This window comes from Bradyrhizobium sp. CCBAU 53415 (assembly GCF_028128735.1).
In the GTDB taxonomy this organism is placed as follows: Bacteria; Pseudomonadota; Alphaproteobacteria; order Rhizobiales; family Xanthobacteraceae; genus Bradyrhizobium.
This window is the reverse complement of record NZ_LBJF01000025.1, coordinates 461,513-486,635: the sequence shown is the minus strand read 5'-3', so window position 1 is coordinate 486,635 and position 25,123 is coordinate 461,513. Positions and strand designations below refer to the sequence as shown.

At 66.0% G+C, this 25,123-nt stretch carries 18 protein-coding genes; 3 read left to right on the top strand and 15 right to left on the bottom strand.

All coding sequences use genetic code 11. The annotated features are described in order from the left end of the window. Positions 1-115: 115 nt before the first annotated feature. Positions 116-1,003 (top strand): 50S ribosomal protein L11 methyltransferase, encoded by an 888-nt coding sequence (locus tag XH87_RS23335; protein WP_271589045.1) that lies wholly within the window; start codon positions 116-118, stop codon positions 1,001-1,003. Between the two features lie 55 nt (positions 1,004-1,058). On the opposite strand, the gene XH87_RS23330 is transcribed toward XH87_RS23335, so the two are convergent. After that, the gene (locus tag XH87_RS23330; RefSeq protein ID WP_271589044.1) at positions 1,059-1,241 is read right to left on the bottom strand and encodes a hypothetical protein; all 183 of its coding nucleotides are present in this window, start codon (positions 1,239-1,241) and stop codon (positions 1,059-1,061) included. A gap of 186 nt (positions 1,242-1,427) precedes the next feature. Between XH87_RS23330 and XH87_RS23325 the strand changes: the two genes are divergently transcribed. Together XH87_RS23325 and XH87_RS23320 are read left to right on the top strand one after the other, a co-directional pair. Next, on the top strand, positions 1,428-3,257 hold the full coding sequence (locus tag XH87_RS23325; protein ID WP_271589043.1) for an aminopeptidase P family protein: 1,830 nt from the start codon (positions 1,428-1,430) through the stop codon (positions 3,255-3,257). Positions 3,258-3,572: 315 nt separating this feature from the next. After that, complete coding sequence (locus XH87_RS23320) at positions 3,573-4,850, top strand: multidrug effflux MFS transporter (RefSeq protein ID WP_271589042.1); 1,278 nt, start codon at positions 3,573-3,575, stop codon at positions 4,848-4,850. 118 nt (positions 4,851-4,968) lie between these two features. Here XH87_RS23320 and ligA read toward each other — a convergent pair whose 3' ends face one another. The 14 genes from ligA to mraY form a co-directional block, all read right to left on the bottom strand. Next, positions 4,969-7,116, bottom strand: coding sequence for an NAD-dependent DNA ligase LigA (gene ligA, locus XH87_RS23315; RefSeq protein ID WP_271589041.1), 2,148 nt, complete (start codon positions 7,114-7,116; stop codon positions 4,969-4,971). Between the two features lie 151 nt (positions 7,117-7,267). Further along, positions 7,268-8,956: a DNA repair protein RecN gene (gene recN, locus XH87_RS23310; protein WP_271589040.1), complete on the bottom strand. Its 1,689-nt coding sequence runs from the start codon at positions 8,954-8,956 to the stop codon at positions 7,268-7,270. Positions 8,957-8,969: 13 nt separating this feature from the next. Beyond that, positions 8,970-9,860, bottom strand: coding sequence for an outer membrane protein assembly factor BamD (locus tag XH87_RS23305; protein WP_035700529.1), 891 nt, complete (start codon positions 9,858-9,860; stop codon positions 8,970-8,972). 244 nt (positions 9,861-10,104) lie between these two features. After that, positions 10,105-11,067, bottom strand: a complete 963-nt coding sequence (lpxC, locus tag XH87_RS23300; RefSeq protein WP_035700531.1) for a UDP-3-O-acyl-N-acetylglucosamine deacetylase — start codon at positions 11,065-11,067, stop codon at positions 10,105-10,107. A 361-nt stretch (positions 11,068-11,428) separates the two neighbouring features. Beyond that, positions 11,429-13,216, bottom strand: a complete 1,788-nt coding sequence (gene ftsZ, locus XH87_RS23295) for a cell division protein FtsZ (RefSeq protein WP_271589039.1) — start codon at positions 13,214-13,216, stop codon at positions 11,429-11,431. 90 nt (positions 13,217-13,306) lie between these two features. Continuing rightward, on the bottom strand, positions 13,307-14,629 hold the full coding sequence (gene ftsA, locus XH87_RS23290; RefSeq protein ID WP_035700536.1) for a cell division protein FtsA: 1,323 nt from the start codon (positions 14,627-14,629) through the stop codon (positions 13,307-13,309). Next, entirely contained in the window at positions 14,626-15,654 is a 1,029-nt protein-coding gene (locus XH87_RS23285) for a cell division protein FtsQ/DivIB (RefSeq protein WP_271589038.1), read from the bottom strand. Before XH87_RS23285 ends, ftsA begins: the two co-directional genes overlap by 4 nt. Before the next feature lie 349 nt (positions 15,655-16,003). Further along, positions 16,004-16,990, bottom strand: a complete 987-nt coding sequence (locus XH87_RS23280) for a D-alanine--D-alanine ligase family protein (RefSeq protein ID WP_271589164.1) — start codon at positions 16,988-16,990, stop codon at positions 16,004-16,006. A gap of 126 nt (positions 16,991-17,116) precedes the next feature. After that, complete coding sequence (gene murB, locus XH87_RS23275; protein WP_271589037.1) at positions 17,117-18,037, bottom strand: UDP-N-acetylmuramate dehydrogenase; 921 nt, start codon at positions 18,035-18,037, stop codon at positions 17,117-17,119. A gap of 238 nt (positions 18,038-18,275) precedes the next feature. Continuing rightward, positions 18,276-19,679 carry a UDP-N-acetylmuramate--L-alanine ligase gene (murC, locus tag XH87_RS23270; protein ID WP_271589036.1) on the bottom strand — a complete coding sequence of 468 codons (1,404 nt, stop codon included), beginning with the start codon at positions 19,677-19,679 and terminating at the stop codon, positions 18,276-18,278. A gap of 124 nt (positions 19,680-19,803) precedes the next feature. Next, positions 19,804-20,907 carry an undecaprenyldiphospho-muramoylpentapeptide beta-N-acetylglucosaminyltransferase gene (gene murG, locus XH87_RS23265; RefSeq protein ID WP_271589035.1) on the bottom strand — a complete coding sequence of 368 codons (1,104 nt, stop codon included), beginning with the start codon at positions 20,905-20,907 and terminating at the stop codon, positions 19,804-19,806. Between the two features lie 173 nt (positions 20,908-21,080). Then, positions 21,081-22,232, bottom strand: a complete 1,152-nt coding sequence (ftsW, locus tag XH87_RS23260; RefSeq protein ID WP_035712377.1) for a putative lipid II flippase FtsW — start codon at positions 22,230-22,232, stop codon at positions 21,081-21,083. A 226-nt stretch (positions 22,233-22,458) separates the two neighbouring features. After that, complete coding sequence (gene murD / locus XH87_RS23255; protein ID WP_271589163.1) at positions 22,459-23,868, bottom strand: UDP-N-acetylmuramoyl-L-alanine--D-glutamate ligase; 1,410 nt, start codon at positions 23,866-23,868, stop codon at positions 22,459-22,461. A 112-nt stretch (positions 23,869-23,980) separates the two neighbouring features. Further along, complete coding sequence (gene mraY, locus XH87_RS23250) at positions 23,981-25,084, bottom strand: phospho-N-acetylmuramoyl-pentapeptide-transferase (RefSeq protein ID WP_035712382.1); 1,104 nt, start codon at positions 25,082-25,084, stop codon at positions 23,981-23,983. Positions 25,085-25,123: the final 39 nt, after the last annotated feature.

Below are 25,123 nucleotides of genomic sequence, written 5' to 3'. Positions count from 1 at the left end.
ATCCAACATCCGAGAATGTATAGGGCGGAACCTTCGTCCCAGTTAACCCGGGAACCGCAACTTGTCGGGAAATTGGTGCCAAAAGTTCCAAAAATTGAACCCAACGGAACCCTGAATGCAGCCTTCGCCCACCCATCGCGCCAGCTTTTCAATCGGCAGCGAGACCGACGCCAGGCGCGTCGTCGACGTGCTCACCGAGGTGTTTTTCGACGGCGATGCAGCGGTCGCCGCCTTCGAGCGGCCTGACGGACGATGGGACGTCACGCTCCATTTCGCCGAGGCGCCGGATCAGGCATGGCTGCGCGAACTCGTTGCAACTTCAGCAGGAAATGAGATTGCGGCGACGCTTGCCTTCGACACCGTCGAGGCCAGGGACTGGGTCAAGGCCAGCCTGGAAGATCTCGTGCCGGTCCCGGCCGGGCGCTTCGTCGTGCACGGCAGCCATGACCGTGACCGTGTGGCGCCAAACAAGCTCGCCATCGAGATCGAGGCGGCGCTCGCCTTCGGCACCGGTCACCACGGCACGACGCGTGGCTGTTTACTGCTACTTGACCATGTCCTGAAGAGTTCCCGACCGCAGAACGTGCTCGACCTCGGCACGGGGACCGGCGTGCTGGCGATCGCAGCGGCGAAGGCGCTGCATCGCGCCGTGCTCGCCTCCGACATCGATCCGCCCTCGGTGCGGGTGGCGGCCGAGAACGCCTCGCTGAATGAAATTGGCAACCATGTGCGGGTGATCCGCGCCACCGGCTTTGCCGCGCCGGATTTTGCAGGTTGCGGCCCGTTCGACCTCGTGCTCGCCAACATCCTTGCCAATCCGCTGCGGCAATTGGCGAGCCCGATGGCGCGGCACCTTGCGCCTGGCGCTCGCGTCATCCTTTCCGGCCTGTTGACGCACCAGGCCCCCGCCGTGGTCGCCGCCTACCGCGCCCGCGGCCTCGTGCCGTTGAAGCATCTGCGGATCGAGGGGTGGAGCAGTCTGTTGCTGCGGAAGGCTTGGTAGGACCTCCTACCCTTGGTCAAGAGGAATAGGCGGTCCCTGCGATCTCGACGCCGCCCTACTCCTCCGCCGGCTTCTCGTCGCGGCGCATCGCGCGCTGGTCCTGCAAGGTGCGCCTCGCACGGCGCTCGGCGAAACGGTCGATCATCTGGCTGATGAGGCCGCGCGGCTTCTTCGGTGCCGCCGCAGTCGGGGCACGGCGCACCGGCGGCGAAATCTTCTCAAACGTGAATGCTGGCATCGTGTGTCCCCTCGCCGTTGAGATGAACCACCTGCTCGAATTTCCCTGTTGTCCGGACGAAGCGCAACCGCCCGATCCTTACTCCACTCAATTCGAATGGAATTATTTCAAGCACAGTCCATGCCAGATGCGACACAAATGCGTCTAGATTGCGGACTGATGCCCATGATCCTAAAGTGATCCACCATGTTCGAAGCACACTTCCAGACATTCGAGGAGCCGGAGGCCGGCGTCGCATTGGCGGCACGGCTGGCCGCACTTCGCGAAGAACTCGCCCGTCGCAGGCTGACCGGCTTCGTAATTCCACGCGCCGATCAGCAGCAGAACGAATATGTGCCGCCATCGGAAGAGCGGCTGGCCTGGCTGACCGGCTTTACGGGTTCGGCGGGATTGGCGGTGGTTCTGACCCACGAGGCTGCGGTGTTCGTCGACGGCCGCTACACGCTTCAGGCCGCCAAGCAGGTCGACGCAAAGGCCTGGGCCGTGGAATCGCTGATCGACCCGCCTCCGGAGAGCTGGGTGGCGGCCCATCTGAAGGCCGGTGATCGCCTCGGATTCGATCCATGGCTGCACACTTTTGCGGCAGCCGAGCGCCTGTCCGCAGCCTGCGCCAAGGCCGGCGCCGATCTCGTTGCCGTCGACAGCAATCCGATCGACGCGATCTGGCAGGACCGACCGCAGCCGCCGCTCGCCCCCGTCGTCGTGCACAGCCTCCAGCATGCCGGCGTCACCGAAGCCGAGAAACTGACGCAGATCAGAGCCGAGATCGCCAAGCTCGGTGCCGATGCGCTGGTTTTATCCGACAGCCATGCCGTGGCCTGGACCTTCAACATCCGCGGCGCCGATGTCGCGCACACGCCGCTGCCGCTGTCCTACGCGCTGGTGCCGAAGGACGGCCGTCCCACCATCTTCATCGACCATCGCAAGCTCTCCAACCTGACGCGCGACCATCTCGAGCAGTCTGCCGACGTGCGCGAACCGGACGCCATGGCGCCGACACTGATGGCGCTGGCCAAGAGCGGTGGATCGATCGCGCTCGACAACGCCACCGCGGCCGACGCACTCAGCCGGCTGATCGCCGGCGCCGGCGGCAAGCCGGTGCGCGGCAGCGATCCGATTGCGCTGCTCAAGGCGGTCAAGAACGCGACCGAGATCAAGGGCACCAAGACGGCCCATGTGCGCGACGCCGTGGCGCTGGCGCGCTTCCTCGCATGGATCGATCGCGAGGCGGCAAGCGGCAAGCTCACCGAGATCGACGCGGTGGAGGCGCTGGAAACGTTCCGCCGCGATACCGGCGCGCTCAAGGATGTGTCGTTTCCGACCATCTCCGGCACCGGCCCGAACGGCGCCATCGTGCATTACCGCGTTACCCGCAAGAGCAACCGGCGGATCGCGCCCGGCGACCTCTTGCTGATCGATTCCGGCGCGCAATATGAAGACGGCACCACCGACGTCACGCGGACCATGGCCGTCGGCGAGCCCTCGGACGAGATGCGCGACCGCTTCACCCGCGTGCTGCGCGGCCATATCGCGATCGCGCGCGCGGTCTTCCCCGACGGCACCACGGGCGCGCAGCTCGACACGCTGGCGCGGCAATATCTCTGGGCCGCCGGCGTCGATTTCGAGCACGGCACCGGCCACGGCGTCGGCAGCTATCTCTCGGTCCACGAAGGACCGGCGCGAATTTCGAAGCTCGGCATCACGCCGCTGAAGCGCGGCATGATCCTCTCCAACGAGCCCGGCTACTACAAGACCGAAGGTTTCGGCATCCGCATCGAGAACCTCGAGCTGGTCGTCGCCGCCGATATCAAGGACGCCGAGAAGCCGATGAATGCGTTCGAGACGCTGACGCTGGCGCCGATCGACCGCCGGCTGATCGATGTGGCAATGCTGAACCGCGACGAGCTCGACTGGCTCAATGCCTATCACGCCCGCGTTCGATCCGAGGTGCGTCCGGCGCTGGACGAGGCGACCAAGGCCTGGCTCGATCAGGCGACCGCGGAGCTGAAGGCGTAGCACGCGCCCGAGGGCGCGATGCATGACGCTACGCGATTTGCGCAACGCTCTTTCCCAGCACCCGCTGTCGTGCGCCGCGAAGGCGGGGCATCTCCCCCAGAGACGGAAATCGTACACGGAGAGGCCGCGGCGTACTGGATCGCCCGCCTTCGCGGGCGATGACACCGCCTTTTTGGCACGGGTAACGCGCCCAATCGGTCGCCATCTTGCCCTCATCACAACCATCCCGGAATCCGTATAGCCGCATTCCGAAACGCCGATATCCGTCTTGCGCTAGCGCGCTACAGTCGATTCGAACTCGAAAGACGGACACTTATGCACGGCATGATCAGCAAGCCGCCGAGGGCGGCAACCAACCTTGCGACATCGCGCGGGGTGCTGCTGTTGCTGGTCGTGATGACCGGGATCGCGCCGATCTCGCTCTATATCCTGGTTCCCGCGCTGCCGGTGCTGGCGACGACGTTCGGGCGCGACATCTCGATCGCACAGATGACGGTGTCGCTCTACATGGTGGGCATCGCGCTGTCTCAGCTCATCATGGGTCCGCTGTCGGACAAATTCGGCCGCCGCCCGGTGCTGCTTGGCGGCCTCGCGCTGATGGTCGTGGCGAGCGTCGGCTGCATCTTCGCCGAGACCCTGCCGCAATTGATTGCCGCGCGCTTCTTCCAGGCGCTCGGCGGCGCCTCCGGCATGGTGATCAGCCGGGCCATCATCCGCGACATCTACGAGCGTGACCGCGTCGCCTCGATGATCAGCCTTGTGGTCGCCGCCCTGATGGTCGGCCAGATGGTCTCGCCGCTCACCGGCGGCTTGATCGAGACCGCGTTCGGCTGGCGGGCGATCTTCTACGCCGTCACGATCGGCACGCTCGCGGTTGCCGTCGGCATTGCGCTGGCTCTGCCCGAGACGCGCCGCGACCGCGCCGTCGGCAGCGGCGGCTTTCGCAGCGACGTCGGCACCCTGGTCAAGAGCCGCGCCTTCATCGGCTATGTGATGTGTCAGGTGCTGGCCTCGCAGATCATCTTCACTTTCGCCGGTGGGGGCCCTTACATCGTCGTGACGCAGATGGGTCGGACCAGCGCGGAGTACGGCGCCTGGTTCGCAACCACCGGCTTTGCATTTCTCGTCGGCAATTTGCTCTGCGTGCGCTTTGCGCCGCGGCATTCGCTGGAGAAGCTGATCTGGTTCGGACTCGCGCTCCAGCTCGTCGGCAGCCTCGCGAACCTGCTGTGGAGCTTCACCGGCTGGAACGAAGCCCCGGCCTGGCTGTTCGGCACGCAGATGATCGTGATGGCCGGCAATGCCTTCGTGATGGCGAATTCCGCCGCCGGCGCGATCAGCATCCGCCCCGAAGCCGCCGGCACCGCATCAGGCGCGATGGGTTTCCTCCAGCAAGGCATCGGCGCGCTGATGTCACAGTTCGGCGCCTATCTCGGCGGCCATTCCGCAACCACGCTGCCGCTCACCTCCGCGGTCCTGGCGATCTCCCTGCTCTGCGCCTGCGTGATGATCTTCGTCGTGCCGCGGCGCGAGGTGGTGGTGAGCGAGACGCTGATCGAGCAGGCGGAAGAGGAAGAGAGCGGGATGATGTGAGGGGGCGTGGTGCTCTATCCCCGTCATTGCGAGCGGAGCGAAGCAATCCAGACTGCTACCCACGGAAAGATTCTGGATTGCTTCGTCGCTGCGCTCCTCGCAATGACGGAAGAAACCCTCACTCTCCGATCAGCTTCAGCCACTCGTCCTCGGTCAGCACCTTGACACCGTGCTTGTTGGCTTCCGCGAGCTTCGAGCCCGCGCCGGGGCCGGCGACGACGAGGTCGGTCTTCTTCGACACCGAGCCCGACACCTTGGCCCCCAGCCGCTCGGCGGTGGCCTTGGCCTCGTCCCGCGTCATCTTCTCCAGCGAGCCCGTGAACACCACGGTCTTGCCGGCGACGGCCGAATTGCCCTTCGGTTTCTCGGCGTCGACGATCTCGACCTCCTTGGTCAGCCGCTCGACGATGCCGCGATTGTGGCTCTCGCCGAAATAATCGGCGATGCTCTTGATCACGGTGTCGCCGATCTGGTCGAGCGCGTCCATTTCCGTCATCGCCTCCTCATCAGCCCTGGCGACCTTGAGGCAGGCGTCGTGGAAGGCGTCCCACGAGCCGTAGCCGCGTGCCAGGGCCAACGCCGTGGTCTCGCCGACATGGCGCATGCCGAGCGCATAAATGAAGCGCTCCAGCGCGATTTTGCGCCGGCTCTCGATGGCACCGAACAGGTTGCGGACCGAGGTCGTGCCATAGCCCTCGATCTCCTCGAGCTTGAGCTTCGCGTTGCGCTTCTCCAGTGTGAAGATGTCGGCGGGCTCCTTCACCCAGCCCTCGTCGAAGAAATACTGGAGCTGCTTCTCGCCAAGGCCGTCGATGTCGAAGGCACGCCGCGAGACGAACAGCTTGAGGTGCTCGATCTTCTGATAGGGACAGGCGAACTCGCCGGTGCAGCGGGCCCGCGAGCCCTCCTCGCCCGTCGCCGTCTCCTCGCGCACGACGTCGGTGTGCAGCGGACACGGGCACTTCTTCGGGAAGTGGAATTCCTTGGCGGTCTTCGGCCGCTTGTCGAGGACGACGTCGACCACTTGCGGGATGACGTCGCCGGCGCGCTGGATCACGACGGCGTCGCCGATCCTGATGTCGCGCCCCTCGCGAAGCACCTCGCCCTTGTTGCCGATGCCCTTGATGTAGTCCTCGTTGTGCAGCGTGACGTTCTGCACGATCACACCGCCGACGCCGACCGGCTCGAGCTTGCCGACCGGCGTGAACGAGCCGGTGCGGCCAACCTGGATCTCGATATCGCGCAGCACAGTCATGGCGCGTTCGGCCGGAAATTTGTGCGCGATACCCCAGCGCGGCGTGCGCGAGACGAAGCCGAGCCGCTCCTGCCAGTCGATGCGGTCGACCTTGTAGACGACGCCATCGATGTCGTAGTCGAGCCGCGCGCGCTGCTCCTCGATCGCATGATGAAAGGCGAGCAGTTCCTCGACGGAGTGACACAGCCTGGTCAGCGGATTGGTCTTGAAGCCGCAGCGCTCGAACCAGTGGATCATGCCGCTCTGGGTCTCTTCCGTCATCGCGCTCATCTCGCCCCACGCATAGGCGAAGAAGCCGAGCGGACGCGAGGCGGTGATGGTCGGATCCTTCTGCCGGAGCGAGCCGGCGGCGGAATTGCGCGGATTGGCGAAAATGGTGCCGCCTTCCGCCTTCTGCCGCTCGTTGAGCGCCAGGAACGCCTTCTTGGTCATGTAGACCTCGCCGCGGACCTCGCAGATGTCGGGGACGTTGCGGCCCTTCAGCTTCTGCGGCACGTCTTCGAGCGTGCGGATGTTGGCAGTGACGTCCTCACCGACCGCGCCGTCGCCGCGCGTTGCGGCGGTGACGAGCTCGCCCCCCTCGTAGCGCAGCGACATCGAGAGACCGTCGATCTTCGGCTCGGCGGAGAAATTGACCTTGTCGTCGTCGAGCTTCAGGAAGCGCACGATGCGGCCGACGAAGTCGCGCACGTCCTCTTCCGCAAAGGCGTTGTCGAGCGACAGCATCGGAACGGCATGCCGGACCTTCCTGAAGCGGCCGGACGGCGCCGCGCCGACCTTCTGCGAGGGCGATTCCGCGGTGACGAATTCTGGAAAGCGCTTCTCGATCGCGTTGAAGCGCTGGCGCAGCGCGTCGTACTCCGCGTCGGTGACGGTCGGCGCGTCCTCCTGATAGTAGCGCTCGTTGTGCCCCTCGATCTCGAGCGCGAGCCGCATGTGCTCGACCTTGGCCTGCGCCTTGGTGAGGTCGGCGACGTCGCGAAGCGGTTTCGATTTTGCTGCTCTTGCCATGGTGCTTGGATACGACGGAGCGGGCGGGAGGGTAAAGGTGGTTAGGTTTGCGTGCCCCGGACGCAGCGCAGCGCCTCTCCGGCGCTGCGCTGCAGAGCGGGGGCCCATGCGCGGCATTCTGGGTCCCGGCTCTTCGGCCGGGACACGAGACCTAAGCCGTCGCGGCCTTGAGCAGCCGTTCCGCCGCCGCCCTCGCCTCCGCCGTGATCTCGGCGCCGGCCAGCATGCGAGCGATTTCCTCGCGGCGGTGGTCGTCGGCGAGCGCATTGACGCGGGTCGCAACGCGCTTGCCCTTGTCGAGGGCGTCCTTGGAGATGAGCAGATGCTGGTCGGCGCGGGCGGCGACCTGCGGGGCGTGGGTCACGGCCATGACCTGGACCTTCCCGGCAAGCCGCGCCAGGCGCCCGCCGATGGCGTCCGCAACCGCGCCGCCGACGCCGGTGTCGATCTCGTCGAAGACGAGGGTCGGCGCCGAGCCGCGGTCGGACAGCACGACCTTCAGCGCCAGCAGAAAGCGCGACAGCTCGCCGCCGGAAGCGACCTTCATCAGCGGGCCCGGCTTGGTGCCCGGATTGGTCTGGACCCAGAACTCGACGCGATCGAAGCCTTGCGGCCCCGGCGCGGCCTCGTCGGTCTCGACCTGGGTCATGAATTTTGCGCGTTCGAGCTTGAGCGGCGCGAGCTCGGCATTGACGGCCTTGTTGAGCTTCTCGGCCGATTTCTGCCGCGCCATCGACAGCTTCTTGGCCGCGGCGGCATAGCGGCCATCTGCCTCGATCGCGGCCTGCTCCAGCTTCTTCAGCCGCGAGGCGCCGGCGTCGATCAGCACGACGTCGGCGGCATATTTGGCGGCAAGCGCGGCGAGGCCGTCGACCGGCGTCGAATATTTGCGCGAGGCGGCGCGAAGTGCGAACAGCCGTTCCTCGATGCGCTCGAGTTCGGCAGGATCGAAATCGGTTGCGGCCAGCGCGGCCTGGAGATGCTGATCGGCTTCCTCCAGCGCGTTGATCGCGACATCGATCGCCTTCACGGCAGGCTCGACCAGCGCCGGCGAGTTGACGCCGCGGCGCTCCAGCCGGCGCACGGCGGCCGAAAGCGCGGCGACTGGCGAATGATTGCCGCCGACCGCTTCCTGCGCCTCGCGCAGGTCGGAGGCGATCTTCTCGCCCTGCATCATGGTGGTGCGGCGCGAGGCCAGCGCGGTCTCCTCGCCGTCCTTGGGCGCGAGCTGCTTCAGCTCGTCGGAGGCATGGCGCAGATAGTCGGCCTCGCGCGCGGCGCTCTCCATGGCTGCGCGATGCTCCTCCAGTGCGGTATTGGCGGTGCGGCGCGCCTCCCAGAGCGATTCGACCGCCGCAACGTCCTTCTCCAGGCCGGCAAAAGCGTCGAGCAGGCGACGGTGGGTGGCGGCATCGACCAGCGCCCGCTCGTCGTGCTGGCCGTGGATCTCGACCAGGGCGGCACCGACCGCCTTCAGCGTCTGCACGCTGATCGACTGGTCGTTGATGAAGGCGCGGGTGCGGCCGTCGGCGAGTTGCACGCGGCGGAGAATCATCTCGCACGACTCTTCAATACTCGTGTCGTCCAGACCGTTCTCGGCCAGGATCTTCGTCGCAGGGTGGTTCTTCGGGACATCGAACACGGCGGTGACCTGCCCCTGCTCCGCGCCGTGGCGCACGAGGCCGGCATCGCCGCGGCCACCGAGCGCCAGCGCAAAGGCATCGAGCAGGATGGATTTGCCCGCACCGGTCTCGCCGGTCAAAACCGCAAGGCCGGTGGCGAATTCGATATCGAGCCGTTCGATCAGGACGATGTCGCGGATCGACAGACGCGCCAGCATGGAACCAGATTTCCTAGCCGAGACCCATCTTCTTGAAGGTCCGGCTGATCCAGGACCCCTGATTCTCGCTCGGTTCGAGACCGCCGGATTTTACAAGATTATAGGCGTCCTTGTACCAGCGGCTGTCAGGAAAATTGTGTCCAAGCACGGCCGCCGCGGTCTGCGCTTCTCCGACGATGCCGATCGCCATATAGGCCTCGGTGAGCCGGAACAGCGCCTCCTCGACATGGCGGGTGGTCTGGTACTGCGTGACGACGGTCTTGTAGCGATTGATCGCCGCCGTGTAGTCGCGCTTCTGAGCATAGTAGCGGCCGACATTCATCTCCTTGCCGGCGAGTTGGTCGCGCGCACCCTCGATCTTGGCCTTGGCGGAGGTCGCATACTCCGAGTTCGGATATTTGCGCACCACCTCTTCCAGAGCGGCAATGGCCTTCTCGGTGCGGGCCTGGTCGCGGCTGATGTCCGGGATCTGGTCGTAATGAGAGGCGGCGATCAGGTATTGCGCATAGGCCGCGTCAGGGCTGCCGGGATGCAGCGTCACGTAGCGGGTGGCGGCGCCGATGCAGCCGTCATAGTCGCCGCCCTGATAGGACGCATAGGCCGACATCAGCAGCGATTTGCGGGCCCAGTCGGAATAAGGATGCTGGCGGTCGACCTCTTCGAACTTCTTGGTCGCCGCCTTCATGTCCTTCTTCTCGTTCATGAGGTACAGGCCCTCATTGTAGATCTTGTCGGCGGGCTCCTCGACGAAGGTGTCGTCCTTGGCGGTGAACTTGTCCCAGAGCGAGCCGGTGCCGCAGCCGGCGAGCGGCAGCGCGAGCATGATGAAGGTGACGGCCTGAAGCAGCCCACGGGCTCGCGACGAGACCGAGAAATATCCGCGCGTCATACGCTGTGCCGACATGAGTTTAAGCCCTGACGCCCTGTGATGCGGTGTCCGCCAGCCCACGAACCCCGTCATGGGCGCGAAATGTAACCGTGGTGCCTGCCATGCGACCACGCCGATGTATCCGAAAAGCGATCTTTAACCAACCGGATAGGCAGGCATTTCGCCCGGATTAAGGCGAACGTGCCGCAATGCTAGCCGATCATGGTTACCAGGAGTTTCCGGGGGTAAGCCGCGGCCAATGCCTGCGGCGTCCCGATCGTCAGGACACGTCCGGCCCGTAGGCCGCGGCGATCCGGCCACCGACGATACCGCGACCGACTTCGCCCACGGGACGCGTGGTGCGGCGGACCGCTTCGCCCTCGACCACCCGCCAGGCGGTGCGGTCGGCGAGCAGCGCGGTCAGGACGGCGTGGTTGAGCTTGTGGCCGCCCCGCACCGAGCGGTAGGCGCCAAGCAGCGGCAGGCCGGCCAGCGAGAGGTCGCCGATCACATCCAGCACCTTGTGGCGGGCGCATTCATCGGCGTAGCGCAGGCCCTCGGTATTGAGCAGCCGCTCGTCGTCGAACACGACGGTGTTGTCGAAGGAGGCGCCGAGGGCATAACCTGCGCTCCAGAGCCGCGCGACATCGCACATCAGACCGAAGGTGCGGGCGCGGCCGACTTCGCGGCGGAAACCTTCAGGGTTGAGGTCGAAGGCGTAGCTCTGCTGGCCGATGACGGGATTGGTGAAGTCGATCTCGACCTCGACGCGGAACCCGCTGGCGTGGGGCCTGATCTCGCCGAAGGAGTCGCCGATCTTGACCGAGATCGGCTTCAAAACCTGGATGAGGCGGCGCTGCGCCGGCTGGGTCACGACGCCAGCCTGGTCGATCGCCGCAATGAAGGCCGCGGCGCTGCCGTCCATGATCGGCACTTCGGGACCATCGATCTCGATGGTGGCGTTGTCGACGCCCATGCCCCGCAGTGCGGCAAGCACGTGCTCGGCGGTGGATACCAGCGGACCGCTACGGTCGCCGAGGACTGTCGCGAAGTCGGTCGCGATCACCTGCTCGGCGGTGGCCTGAACTTCGCGATCACTTCCCTCGAGGCCTGTGCGGACAAAAATAAAACCCGCGTCGACAGGCGCAGGCCCAAGCGTGAGAGTGACGGGAAGACCGGAATGAACGCCCACGCCTGCCACGGAGGCTTGCGCACGAAGCGTCGTTTGCCGGTTAAATTTCATCAGGAACCGCCCCACTACGACCAACGCGACTTATACGAGACCCACTTGGCCAGCCAGTGCCGGCGCGCCGCGAATCCGTATCCCCAAGTCACGGCAAACCATAGTCACTGCCTCAAACAGCGCCAACTCACGCTTTTTTACCGATTGTTACCCCAAACCCGCCGTATTCGCGCCAAGGCTTAACCAAATTGAGCCGAGGTTTTGGGCCGCTACCGGCGGTCTTACTGAACCACCAGATACGTAATTAATGGTTTAAAATCAGCTGCTTGGCGACGCCATCCGGGCACGCAAGGGACAAAAGGAAAGGTCCCGGCAAGCTTGCTGCCGGGACCTTCATCCATCTGCCTTATTGTAACAATCCTCAGGTCGCCTGCCGCCGCAGGAAGGCCGGGATATCAAGATGATCGTCGCCCTGTGGCGCCGGCGCAACAGGCGCGGGGCGACCATGCATGTCCAGGCCCTGCGGCGGGGGACGGCGAGCATACTCAGATACCGGTTCGTTGGATGCGATCTGCTGCGCCACGCTCTTCTGCGGCCGGCGTTCGGGCAGCGGCGGCATGGCGGGACCGGCGGTGCGGGCCGCCACCGGCGGCTCACTTTCCTCGTCCCGGCGGCCGAGGCCGACATTGGCGAGGCGCTGAAGCAGCGACAGACGGGTCTTCTGCGGGGTCTCTTCCTCGACCTCGCCGCGGGCCTGACGAATCTCGGCCTGGGCCGGCATCGGCAGTTCCTCAATGCGCGGCATCCGGGGCGCACGGACCGGCGGACGTTCGGCCTGCGGCGGAATGAAGTTTTCGGGCGTCATCGGTTCCTGCATCGCGACCGGGGCCATGTCGGGCTCCGGGAACAGGGTCGGCTTCTGCGCGATCGGTCGCACGGTGACGTCGCCATAGGTCTGCGTCGGCGCGGGCGGCTGCGGGACGTCAGCGACGGCAGCGGCGATGGCGGCGAGCGCAGCACGCTCGACATTCGGACGGGGCGCGGCAGCAGCGGGAGCGGCGGCCGGCGTCTGCGCTTCCAGCTTCTGGGCGCGTTCGGCCAGGCGCTGATTGTCGGCGCGCAAGCGCGCGGTCAGGTCGGCGAGACGGCTCTCGGCGGCAACGGCCGGTGCGGCAGCCTGCTGCACCTGCGGCGCCGGGTTCGCGACGGGCGCGGAGGTCCCCTGGCTGTTGCGGGCGATCACGGCCTGCTCGATGCCGGTGGCGACCACCGAGACGCGGATCAGGCCATCCAGCGCTTCGTCGAAGGTCGCGCCGACGATGATGTTGGCGTCCTGGTCGACTTCCTCGCGGATGCGGGTCGCGGCCTCGTCGACCTCGAACAGCGTGAGGTCCTTGCCGCCGGTGATGGAGATGAGGAGGCCCTTGGCACCCTTCATCGAGCTATCGTCGATCAGCGGGTTGGCGATCGCCGCTTCAGCGGCGGTCAGCGCACGCTTGTCGCCGGAGGCTTCGCCGGTGCCCATCATCGCCTTGCCCATCTCGCGCATGACGGCGCGGACGTCGGCGAAGTCGAGATTGATCAGGCCTTCCTTGACCATCAGGTCGGTGATGCAGGCAACGCCCGAATAGAGCACCTGATCGGCCATCGCGAAGGCGTCAGCGAAGGTGGTCTTCTCGTTGGCGACCCGGAACAGGTTCTGGTTCGGGATGATCAGGAGCGTATCCACGACCTTGTGAAGCTCGTTGATGCCGGCTTCAGCGGTACGCATGCGGCGGCCGCCTTCGAAGTGGAACGGCTTGGTCACGACGCCGACGGTGAGGATGCCCATGTCGCGCGCGGTCTTGGCGATGACGGGTGCAGCGCCGGTGCCGGTGCCGCCGCCCATGCCGGCGGTGACGAACACCATGTTGGCGCCCGAGAGATGGTCGCGCAGCTCGTCGATCACCTCTTCCGCAGCCGCAGCGCCCACGTTCGGCTGCGAGCCGGCGCCAAGGCCTTGGGTGACCGCCGTGCCCATCTGCACGATGCGCTGCGCCTTCGACATCGTCAGCGCCTGCGCGTCGGTGTTGGCAACCACGAAGTCGACGCCCTGCAGGCCCGCCGTGATCATGTTGTTGACGGCGTTGCCGCCGGCGCCGCCGACGCCGAACACGGTGATCCGGGGCTTCAGTTCGTGAATATCAGGAACATTGATGCTGATGGTCATGGTTGCTGCCTCTCGATCACGCGCGCGTGGGTTCGCCCCGGCCGGCGGCCGCGGGAGTTGGTGAAAATCGAAGATTGCGGAAAGCGGTCATCAGAAGCCCTCGCGTAGCCATCGTCCGACCTTTCCGAAATATCCGCCCGTCCCTGTCCTGACCTGCTGCCGCGTATGCCGCGGTTCGACATGTTCGAGATGAACATATTGCGGGTAGACGAGGAGCCCGGCCGGCACCGCAAACGCAGCGTTCTTCGCCTCGTTGGGCAGCCGGCCGAAACCGAGCGGACGTCCGACCCGCACGGGCCGGCCGAGAATCTGGGTGCCGAGCTCGACGAGGCCAGTCAGCTGCGAGGCGCCGCCCGAGAGCACGACGCGGCCGTTGGGCTCCGAGGCGAAGGGCGAATCCTTCAGCTTGTCCCGAACCATTTCGAAGATTTCCTCGGCACGGTGCTTGACGATATTGGCGATGGTGGCGCGGGAGACGATCTGCGGCAGATCCTGCTCGTCACCGGCTGTCGGCACAGACATCAGCTCACGCGAGTCCGATCCGCCGGTGATGACGGTCCCATATAACGTCTTGATTCGCTCGGCATCGGCAATGGTCGCGGAGAGTCCGCGCGCGAGATCCATCGTGATGTGTTGCCCACCGACTGCAAAGCCGGCCGCATGCACGAAGCGGCCACCGGAATAGACTGCAATCGTCGTGGTGCCCGCGCCCATCTCGACGACGGCGGCGCCAAGATCGGCCTCGTCGTCGGTCAGCACCGATAGGCCGGCCACATAGGGGCTCGCCGCCATGGCCTCGACATTGATGTGGCAGCGTTCGACCGCCAGCATCAGATTCCGCGCCACGGTGGCGTCGCAGGTGACGACGTTCATGTCGACGCCGAACTGGTGCGCGACCATGCCGCGGGGATCGCGGATGCCCTTGACGCCATCCAGCGTGTAGCCGACCGGCAGCGCATGCAGCACGGTGCGGCCTTCGCCGGTGGCGTGGCGCATGCCGGTGGAGGTAACGCGGCTGACATCGGCCGGCGTCACGGCGCCGCCGCGGATGTCGGCGGCGGCCTCGACCAGCTGGCCGGAGAGCCGGCCGCCGGAGACCGAGAGCAGCACCGACTCGACCCGCACCTTGGCCATCTTCTCCGCGAGCCCGACCGCCTGGCGCACCGCCTGTTCGCACTCGCCGAGATCGATCACCGCGCCGGCCTTCATGCCGCGCGACTGGATCTGGCTGTAACCGATCAGTTCCACCGCATGGGTGCGGCCGCGCAGCGCATCGCTCGGCGGCGACGGCTTCAGCCGTGCGATCATGCAGGCGATCTTGCTGGTGCCGATGTCGAGGCAGGCGACGATGCCGCCGCGCTTGTGCGGCATCGGGCGCGTCTTCGGCGTCTGGGTGCGATCGAGACCGGTCATGCGGAATCCCCGGCCTTCTTTTTCTTCTTGTCCTTGAACTGATCCTCACGCGCCTTGGCGGCGTCCTCGGACAGCTGCACCACCAGCCGATCGGGCAGGCGCATGTCGACGGCGACGATGTCGCGGGAGAACAGCCTGTCCTCCTTGTCGAGCTTGGACAGCATCGCAAGCGCGTTGCCGACGTCCTGCTCGGGCAGGCGGATGTCGAGGCCGTCCTTGAGCCTCAGGTTCCAGCGCCGCTCGCCGACGAAGATCGCAGCCTTCGTCACCGAGTTGACCTGCGGATAGCGCGCCAGCAGCGCGAGGAAATCGCGGGCCTGGGTCTCGGCGCCCTTGCCGACGACGAGCGGCAACGACAGGAAGCGACGCGAGACGTAGGGCTCGAGCACGGCGCCGTCATCGGCGATGACCGAAAGCCGGCCGGCCTCCTGCCACAGCGCGAACGCCTTGCGCTCGGTGAGCTCGATCATGAGCTGGCCCGGATAGAGCTTCAGCACGGTCGCATCCGCGATCCAGGGATTGGCCTTGAGCTTGTCGCGCACCGCATCGGCATCGAGGAACAGCAGCGAGGAGCGGCCGCTGACGCCACCGATCGCCAGGATCTCGTCCTGGGTGAGCTGCTTGCGGCCGTTGATCACGACGGAGGTGATACGGAACCCAGCGGAATTGGCCAGCGCGTTGCGGGCGTCGCTGACCGCGGTGATGAAGTCCTGGAGATGGCCGCCCTTGACGATGCCGAAGCCGCAGCTGCCGATCAGCAGCAGCACGGTCATGCTGATCCCGACCCGGCGCGGCAGGTAGCGCTCGACAAGTGCGACCACGCGCGGCGGCGGCTCGCGCTCGACGACGGCTTTGGCCCTGGCCCTGGCCTTGACTTTGTCCTTGGCGGCGGCGCGCGCCTCAGCGTGCTTGTCCTGCATCCACTCGCGCAGAAGCACGACCGCTCCGACAGCGGCCGCCTTCAGGTCAGCTTGGGGCCTCAGCGATCTGAAAAGCGATCGGGTGAGGCTTCCTGCTCCATCCATTGCACGAGCTCGTCAACAGTTTGCCCGCGACATCGCGCGGATCCTGGCGAACATGACGTCTCGGACCTGCCGGGCCGGGTGCTGGTCTTCAGCAGAAGAAAACCTCTCCCTTCAAAGCGCTCGCTGGAGGTGACATCACCCGCGACAGCTCACGCGCCGGCAGCCAAAGCGCCATATGCGCCGCCAGCGTTAACCTTCGGACGTCCTGGTAAACAAAAGGTAAAATTCGTTAACGACCGGCGAATTTTGCCCCGCGATGTCCGGCATTTGTGCCGCGATGTCCGGCATTTTACCGGCTTTGGGCGCCAAACCGGGCCATTCCGGCCCTCCAGCCGTTAACCAGTCCTAACTATTTCCGCACGCGCTGGCGAGCGAGCTCGACCAGGCCGCGCAGGAAGTCGACGAATTCGATGCCCTCGGCCTTCAGCGCCTTGGGGTAGAGCGAGGACTTGGTCAACCCGGGGAGCGTGTTGGTTTCGAGATAGACGAGGCCCTTGCCCGAGACGATGAAGTCCGAACGGGAATAGCCGGTGCAGGACATCGCGCGATGCGCCAGCATCGCCTGCTCCTTGAGCGCGGCGGTGATCTCGGGCGCGAAACGGCCGGGGCAGATCTCCTGGGTCGATTTCAGGAGATATTTTGCGGCGTAGTCGAAATTGCCTTCGCCCGGAATGATCTCGATCGGCGGCAGCGAGATGATCGAGCCATCGGTGCGCTCCAGCACGCCGCAGGTCGCCTCGACGCCGGCAATGTAGGGCTCGATGACATACTCTTCGTGCCTGGCTGCATTGCGGACGGCAACGAGATCCTGTTTGGCGTTGACGAAGATCAGGCCGTAGCTCGAGCCGTCGCGCGCCGGCTTCGCGATCAGTCTTCCGTATTCGGCAAAAGCCTCGTCGATGTCGTCGAGCGCAACGTTTGCCGGCGGCGTCACACCGCCCAGCGCAGCAAATCGCTTGGCCGCGATCTTGTCGAAGGCAAGATGCGAGGAAGCCGAGCCCGAGCCGGTGAAGGGCACGCCGCGCGCCTCGCACAGCACCTGCAATTCGCCGTTCTCGGCACGCCCGCCATGCAGGCCGAGCACCAGCACCCGTCCTTCGGTCTTGGCCTTGTCGAGCGCCTGCTCCAGCGGAATGCCTGATGTGCCCGGCTTGAACTCGTCCTCGAACGGACGGGCATGCTCGAGCAATTGCTTGGACTGCACCACATGCACCTTGTCCTCGACGTCCCACCACCACAGATCGGCCTCAGGCAGCGCCTGATGCAAGGCCTGGGCTGACGCGACCGAAACCAGACGCTCCCGGTTGGAGCCGCCGAAAAGGATGGTGATGCGCATGGTCATGGTCCACAATCTCTCTCGTTCGTCATTCCGGGGCGATGCGCAGCATCGAACTATGGTGCGCACTTGCGCACCTGAGAATCTCGAGATTCCGGGCTGCGCTTCGCGCCCCCGGAATGACACTCACGCGGAAACCCCGATCCGCTTGATTTCCCAGTGTAGCTCGATTCCGGAATTTGCCTTCACGCGTTCGCGCACGGTCTCGCCCAGCGTCTCGATGTCGTGCGCTGTGGCATCTCCGGTGTTGATCAGGAAATTGCAGTGCATCTCGGACACCTGCGCGCCGCCGACGCGCAAGCCGCGACATCCGGCGGCATCGACCAGCTTCCAGGCGGAATGGCCGGGCGGATTCTTGAAGGTCGAACCGCCGGTCTTTTCGCGGATCGGCTGCGCGGTCTCGCGGTGGTTTTGCACCTCCGCCATGCGCGCGCGGATCGCCTCCGCATCCCGGATCTCGCCACGGAAGCGCGCGGAGGTGAAGATGATGGAGGGATCGACGCCGCTGTTGCGATAGACGAATTTCATTTCGGCGTTGGAGAACACGTGCCTGGTGCCGTCGCGGCCCACGCCTCGCGCCTCGATCAGCACGTCCCTGGTCTCGCCGCCATTGGCGCCGGCATTCATGCGCAGCGCGCCGCCGATGGTGCCGGGAATGCCGAAATAGAATTCCAGCCCGCCGATGTTGGCGCTTGCCGCGACCTCCGCCACGCGCTTGTCGAGCGCAGCGGCGCCGGCGGTGACGATGTCTCCGCTCGCGGTGGCCTCGCCGAAGGCCCGCGGCGCAAGGCGGATCACGACGCCCGCAATGCCGCCATCGCGCACGATCAGGTTGGAGCCGACGCCGACGACGTAGACCGGAATGTCGGAAGCGAGATGCGCGAGGAAATAAGCGAGATCGTCCTCGTCCGCCGGCGTGAACAGCACCTGCGCGGGACCGCCGACGCGAAACCAGGTCAGCTCGGCCAGCGACTGGTTGGCCAGCAGCCGGCCGCGCAGCTCCGGCATCGCGGCTTTGAGTTCGGGCGCGATGTCGGGAAAGCTCATGCCGCAAGCCCCAAGCGAAGTCGGAGTTTGTGGCTACCCCTCTCCCGAACCCTCCCCCGCAAGGGGGGAGGGAGCCTGACGGGCGTGCTCACCTCACCTGGTATTACAGCCACAGTCTGATGCTTTGGGAGAGTGAGGGACGCACGGGCGGAAGGGTTCCCTCCCCCCTTGCGGGGGAGGGGTAGGGAGAGGGGTGGCCACACGGGCGGTGATCGACGATGAAGCGACATTCGCTCGATCACCCCAGCGCCTTCAATTCGCCCGGCAAGGCATACGCCCATTGCGTGATGTTGCCGGCGCCCAGGCACACGACGAGGTCGCCGGAATTGGCAAGTCCCTTGACGATGCCCGCGAGCTCCGAGGCCGCCGGCAGCGGGATCACCTCGCGATGGCCGTGGGCGCGCAGGCCGGCGACGAAATGATCGCGGTCGATGCCCTCAATCGGCGTCTCGCCTGCGGCATAGACGTCGGCGACAACAACCGCATCGGCGTCGTTGAAGCAGGCGCAGAATTCCTCGAACAGCGATTGCAGGCGAGTGTAGCGGTGCGGCTGCACCACGGCGATCACCTTGCCGGTGTAGGAATCGCGCGCTGCTTTCAGCACGGCCGCGATTTCCACGGGGTGATGGCCGTAATCGTCGATGACGGTGACGCCGTTCCATTCGCCGGTTTTGGTGAAGCGGCGCTTGACGCCGCCGAAGCCTGCGATCGCCTTGCGGATCGCTTCGTCCGACACACCGAGCGCGTGAGCGACGGCAATCGCCGCCGTCGCGTTCGAGGCGTTGTGGCGGCCCGGCATCGGCAGCGCGAGGTCGGCGATCTCATGCGTGGTGCCGGTCTTGCGGTCGCGGATCACGACCTTGAACTTCGAGCCGCCGCCGCCCGCGGTGAGATCGACCAGGCGGGCGTCAGCCTGCGGATTCTCGCCGTAAGTGATGATGCGGCGGTCTTCGATCCTGCCGACCAGGCTCTGCACCACGGGATGATCGATGCACATCACGGCGAAGCCGTAGAACGGCAGGTTTTCGACGAAATGGCGGAAGGCGTCCTGCACGGCGTCGAAGGTCTTGAAGTGATCGAGATGCTCGGGGTCGACATTGGTGACGATCGCGACATCGGTCGGCAGCTTCAGGAACGTGCCGTCGCTCTCGTCGGCCTCCACCACCATCCAGTCACCGGCACCAAGCCGCGCGTTGGAGCCGTAGGCGTTGATGATGCCGCCGTTGATCACGGTGGGGTCGAGCCCGCCGGCGTCGAGCAGCGTTGCGACCATCGTGGTCGTGGTGGTCTTGCCGTGCGTGCCGGCGATGGCGACGCAGCTCTTCAGCCGCATCAGCTCGGCCAGCATCTCGGCGCGGCGCACCACGGGAATGCGCCTTTCGCGCGCCGCCATCAGCTCCGGATTGTCGCGCTTGATCGCGGTGGAGACAACGACGACCTCGGCACCGTCGATATTCCCGGCCTTGTGGCCGACCGAGACCTTCGCACCCTTCTTGCGCAGACGATCGAGATTGTAATTGTCGGAAGCGTCCGAGCCCTGCACGGCATAGCCGAGATTGACCAGCACCTCGGCGATGCCGCTCATGCCGATCCCGCCGATCCCGACGAAGTGGATGGGTCCGATCTCGCGCGGCAGTCTCATGCTCTAATCCCTGACCTTGCCGCCTTGCGCAGGCGGCATCTGGCGAAGGTCACGGCCAAATCAGCCGCACGCCTTTCCTACTGGATGCCCCGCTTTAGAACGCGAAGACAAGGGCTTTTTCGCGTCAGATTCCCGCGACTTTGACCACGAGATCCGCCAACCGCTCGGCCGCGTCGAGCCGGCCGGCGCCGCGGGCGGCTTCAGCCATGCGGGCGAGGCGCGCGGGCTCGGCGACGAAGGCGGAGATTTCGGACGCCAACCGGTCGGAGGTGAACTCGGTCTGAGGGACACGAATGGCGCCATCGACCTTGACCAGCACGCCGGCATTAGCGAACTGATCCTGATCGATCGAGCCTGGCAGCGGCACCAGGATCGAGGGCCGGCCGATCGCCGCGAGCTCGGCCACCGTGCCGGCGCCGGAGCGCGATACCACGAGATGGTTGGAGGCGAGACGCGCGGGCAGATCGGTGAAGAACGGCGCGAGCTCAAACTTGATCTTGAGCTTGTCGTAGACCGCGCGCACGCGGCTCATGTCCTCTTCGCGCACCTGCTGGGTGAGGACGAGGCGGCTCCACAGCGCAGGCTCGAGCCGCTCGATCGCGCCGGGCACGATGTCGGCCATGATGCGCGCGCCCTGGCTGCCGCCGACGACGAGCAGGCGCAGCGGTCCGTTCACCTCGGGCGCGGCATATGGCACGGCGGCGGCGGCGAGGACCGCGGGCCGCATCGGCGTGCCGACCGTCGTGGTCTTGCCGGATAGCGCGGGATCGCGGTCGAGCACACCGGGCAAGGACGTCGCGATGGCGCGCACGCGGCTCGCCAGGAACCGGTTGGCACGGCCGAGCACGGCGTTGGCGTCGTGGATGATGCCGGGCACGCCGGCAAATTTCGCCGCGACCAGCGGCGGCAGCGTCGGATAGCCGCCGAAGCCGACGACAGCGACGGGCTTCAGGCGCTTGATCAAGGCGTAGGCGGACAGCGTGCCGGCCGCGAGCGTGAGCCCGGCATAGGCAAGCTGGAACGGATTGCGGCCGCGCGCGGTCTCGCTTCTGACGACGTCGATCATATCCTTGCTGAACAGCCCGCTGTAGCGCAGTGCGCGCTCGTCCGTCACGAGGCGGACGCGATAGCCGCGCCTGATCAACTCGACGCCGAGCGCCTCGGCCGGAAACAGATGGCCGCCGGTGCCGCCCGCGGCGAGAAGAATCAGGGGGGAAGAGGTGTCCATGGTGAGGGAGTTTTACAGGGTCTTTCTCGTCATTGCGAGCGAAGCTGCCCTCGTGCCCCGGGCGCAGCGCAGCACGTCGCCCTTTGCGACGTGGTGCGCTGCTGAACCGGGGCCCATTGGTGCGGTAGTCTGGGTCCGGGATCTGCGCTTCGCTTGTCCGGGACACGAGACCGTCACGCGTAACTGCGCATCGCCTCGGCGTGGCCGTTCGCCTCGACCTCGGTGCGCGGGCGCAGCCGAGTCAGCGCCAGCATCATGCCGACGCCATAGGCCAGCGAGACGATCGAGGAACCGCCATAGGAGATGAAGGGCAGCGTCATGCCCTTGGCCGGGATGAGCTGGAGATTGACCGACATGTTGATCGCGGCCTGCACGCCGAACAGGATCGCAAGACCCGAGGCGGCAAAGCGCGAGAACATGTCCTCGTTGGCATAGGCCCGCGACAGCGTCCGGATCACGACGAAGGTGAACAGTGCCAGCATCGCAAGGCACAGGATGATGCCGAACTCCTCGGCGGCGACCGCGAACACGAAGTCGGTATGGCTGTCCGGCAGGCTGCGCTTGGCGATGCCCTCGCCCGGTCCGAGGCCGAACCATCCGCCGTTGTAGAAGGCTTCCATGGCGGTATCGACCTGGAAAGTGTCGCCGGAAGCGGGGTTCATGAAGCGCTTGATGCGCCCCGCCACGTGTGGGACGAACAGATAGGCGCTGAACAGGCCGGCCGCACCGAGGCCCGCGAGGCCGAACACCCAGATCATGCGCATGCCCGCGATGAAGAACAGCGAGCCCCACACCATCAGGATCAGCATGGTCTGACCGAAATCCGGCTCCATCACCAGCAGCGCGACCAGCATCATGAGCAGCACCAGCGCCATCGAGGTCGCAGGCATCTCGGGCCGCTTGGTCGATTCCGCGAACAGCCAGGCGGCGATCACGACGAAGGACGGCTTCGCGATCTCGGAGGCCTGGATGTTGACGCCGAGCAGCGTGATCCAGCGCCGCGAACCCTTCACCTCGGGGCCGATCGCGAGCGTAAGCACGATCAGGATGATGCTCGCCGCGAAGATGATCAGGGCCGAGCGGCGGATCGACCGCGGCGACAGGAAGGACACCCCGAGCAGCACGATGCAGGACGGCACCAGGAACAGCACGTGACGATTAAAGAAATGGAACGGATCGAGCCCGATGCGGGTCGCGACCGGCGGGCTCGCCGCCAGCGACAGGATCACGCCCGTCAGCATCAAGGCCAGGATGGCGCCCATCAGCGGCTTGTCGACGGTCCACCACCACTCGGAAAAGGGGGTGCGTTCTTCACGGGAGAGCATGGGCGGCCGCTTTCGGACAGAGGTCCGCCCATTGGTCGCCGAGGTTGGTTACCGGGGGGTTAAGGGAATGGATGAAGTTGTGGAGAGTCTCGTGCCCCGGACGTAGCGCAGCGCGCCGCTTCTTCGCGGCGTGGCGCGCTGCAGAGCCGGGGCCCATTGCGGCAGTGTATCGTGTAGCGGCTTGGGTCCCGGCCCGCGCTACGCGCGTCCGGGACACGAGAGCGCCCTACACCACCGGCTTCACACCGGGCAGCGCCTGCACCAGCTCGCGGAACTTGGTGCCGCGGATCTCGAAGTTGCGGTACTGGTCGAAGGAGGCGCAGGCGGGCGACAGCAGCACGACGGCGTCGGTGAGGCCCGATGCTTCCGCATCGCGGGCGGCGTGCTCGACCGCGACGTCCAGCGTCTGGCTGATCTCGTGCGCGACCTGCGTGCCCTGCGTGCCCAGCGTGCCCGAAAACTCCTGCGCGGCTTCGCCGATCAGATAGGCCTTGCGGATACGCGGGAAGAAACCGGTCAGGCTGGTAATCCCGCCGGCCTTGGGCTTGCCGCCGGCGATCCAGAAGATGTCGGCAAAGGACGACAGCGCATGCGCGGTGGCATCCGCGTTGGTGCCCTTGGAATCGTTGACGAACAAAACGTTGCCGCGGCGACCGACCTGCTCCATGCGGTGCGCAAGGCCGGGAAAGCTGCGCAGGCCGCTCTGCAGCACATCGAGGCTGATGCCCATCGCGAGCGCGGCGGCGGCGGCGCAGGCCGCGTTCTGCGCATTGTGCAGGCCGCGCAGCGAGCCGATGCCGCCGAGCGCGGCGATCTCGCTGCGGGCGCCGCCCGAGGTGCGCACGATATTGCCGTGCTCGACATGGATACCGCTCGCGAGCGGATTCTTGACCGAGATGCGCACGACGTTCTTACCCGAACGGTCGAGCCGGTCGGCGATGTCGCGGCAGAAACCGTCATCGACGCCGACGACCGCGGTGCCGCCAGCCTGCACGCCCGCGACGAGGCGTTCCTTCACCGCGGCGTAATGCTCGATGGTGCCGTGACGGTCGATATGGTCCTCGCTGACATTGAGCAGGACGCCGACCGAGGGATCGAGCGAGGGCGTGAGGTCGATCTGGTAGGACGACATCTCGATGACGTGGACGCGCCCCATGCGCGGCGGCTCCAGCGACAGGATCGCGGTGCCGATATTGCCGCCCATCTGGGTGTCGTAGCCGGCGACTTTCGTGAGATGTGCGATCAGCGCCGTGGTGGTCGATTTGCCGTTGGTGCCGGTGATGGCGATGAAGGGCGCATCCGGCGCGTGGCGCCGCCGCTCGCGGCAGAACAATTCGATGTCGCCGATCACCTCACAGCCTGCCTCGCGCGCCTTCAGCACGCTCCAGTGCGGCACCGGATGGGTCAGCGGCACGCCGGGCGCGAGCACGAGTGCGGCGAAATTCGCCCAGGAGACATTGCGCAGATCGGCGGTGATGAAACCGGCCTGCGCGGCTTTGGCGACGTTCTCGGCATTGTCATCGGCGGCGATCACCTCGGCGCCGCCCGCCTTCAGCGCGTGGCAGGAGGCGAGCCCCGACCCGCCGAGGCCGAACACCGCGACGGTCTTGCCGGCAAAGGACGTGACGGGGATCATGATTGGGCCCATGTCATTCCGGGGCGACGCGACAGCGTCGAACCCGGAATCTCGAGATTCCGGATCGCCGCTTCGCGTCGTCCGGAATGACGATCCTGGGCAGACACCCTCATCACCGCAGCTTCAGCGTCGACAAGCCGGCCAGCGCCAGCATCACCGAGATGATCCAGAACCGGATCACGATCTGCGGCTCGGTCCAGCCGAGCTGCTCGAAATGGTGATGGATCGGCGCCATCCGGAAGATGCGCTTGCCCGTCAGCTTGAACGACACCACCTGCACGATGACGGAGACCGCCTCCAGCACGAACAGGCCGCCGATCACGGCGAGCACGATCTCGTGCTTCACCGCGACCGCGATGGCACCGAGCATGCCGCCGAGCGCGAGCGAGCCGGTGTCGCCCATGAAGATCGAAGCCGGCGGGGCGTTGAACCAGAGAAAACCGAGACCGGCGCCCAATAGCGCACCGCAGAGCACCGCGAGCTCGCCGGTACCCGCGACATATTTGATCTGGAGATATTCGGCGAACACCGCGTTGCCGGCGAGATAGGCGATCATCGCAAAGCTCGCGGTCGCGATCATCACCGGCACGATGGCGAGGCCGTCGAGGCCGTCGGTGAGATTCACGGCGTTGCCGGAGCCGACGATGACGAAGGCGCCGAAGATGACGAAGAACCAGCCGAAATGCAGCACGGTGTCCTTCAGGAACGGAATCGTCAGCGCGGTGGAGGCGGGATCGCGGTTCAGCCGCACCAGGGCATAGCAGGCAACCAGCGCGATGATCGCCTCGATCAACAGGCGAAGCTTGCTGCCGAACCCGGTCGTGGTCTGCTTGGTCACCTTGAGGTAATCGTCATAGAAGCCGACGAAGCCGAAGCCGAGCGTCACCGCCAGCACGATCCAGACGTAGGGGTTGAGCGGGTTGGCCCACAGCACCGTGCCGACGGTGAGGCCGGACAGGATCATCAGCCCGCCCATGGTGGGCGTGCCCTTCTTGGCGAGATGCGATTGCGGACCGTCGGTCCGGATCGGCTGGCCCTTGCCCTGGCGGATGCGCAGATGATCGATGATCCAGGGCCCGAACAGAAAGACGAACAGCGCGCCGGTGACGACCGCGCCGCCGGTGCGGAAAGTGATGTAGCGGAAGACGTTCAGGAAGGTGCGAACGGCACCGAAGCCCGAAAATGTGTTGGAGAGGTCGATCAGCCAGTAAAACATTCAGTCGGTCCTATGGCGCCTATGCACGCGCAGCCTTGG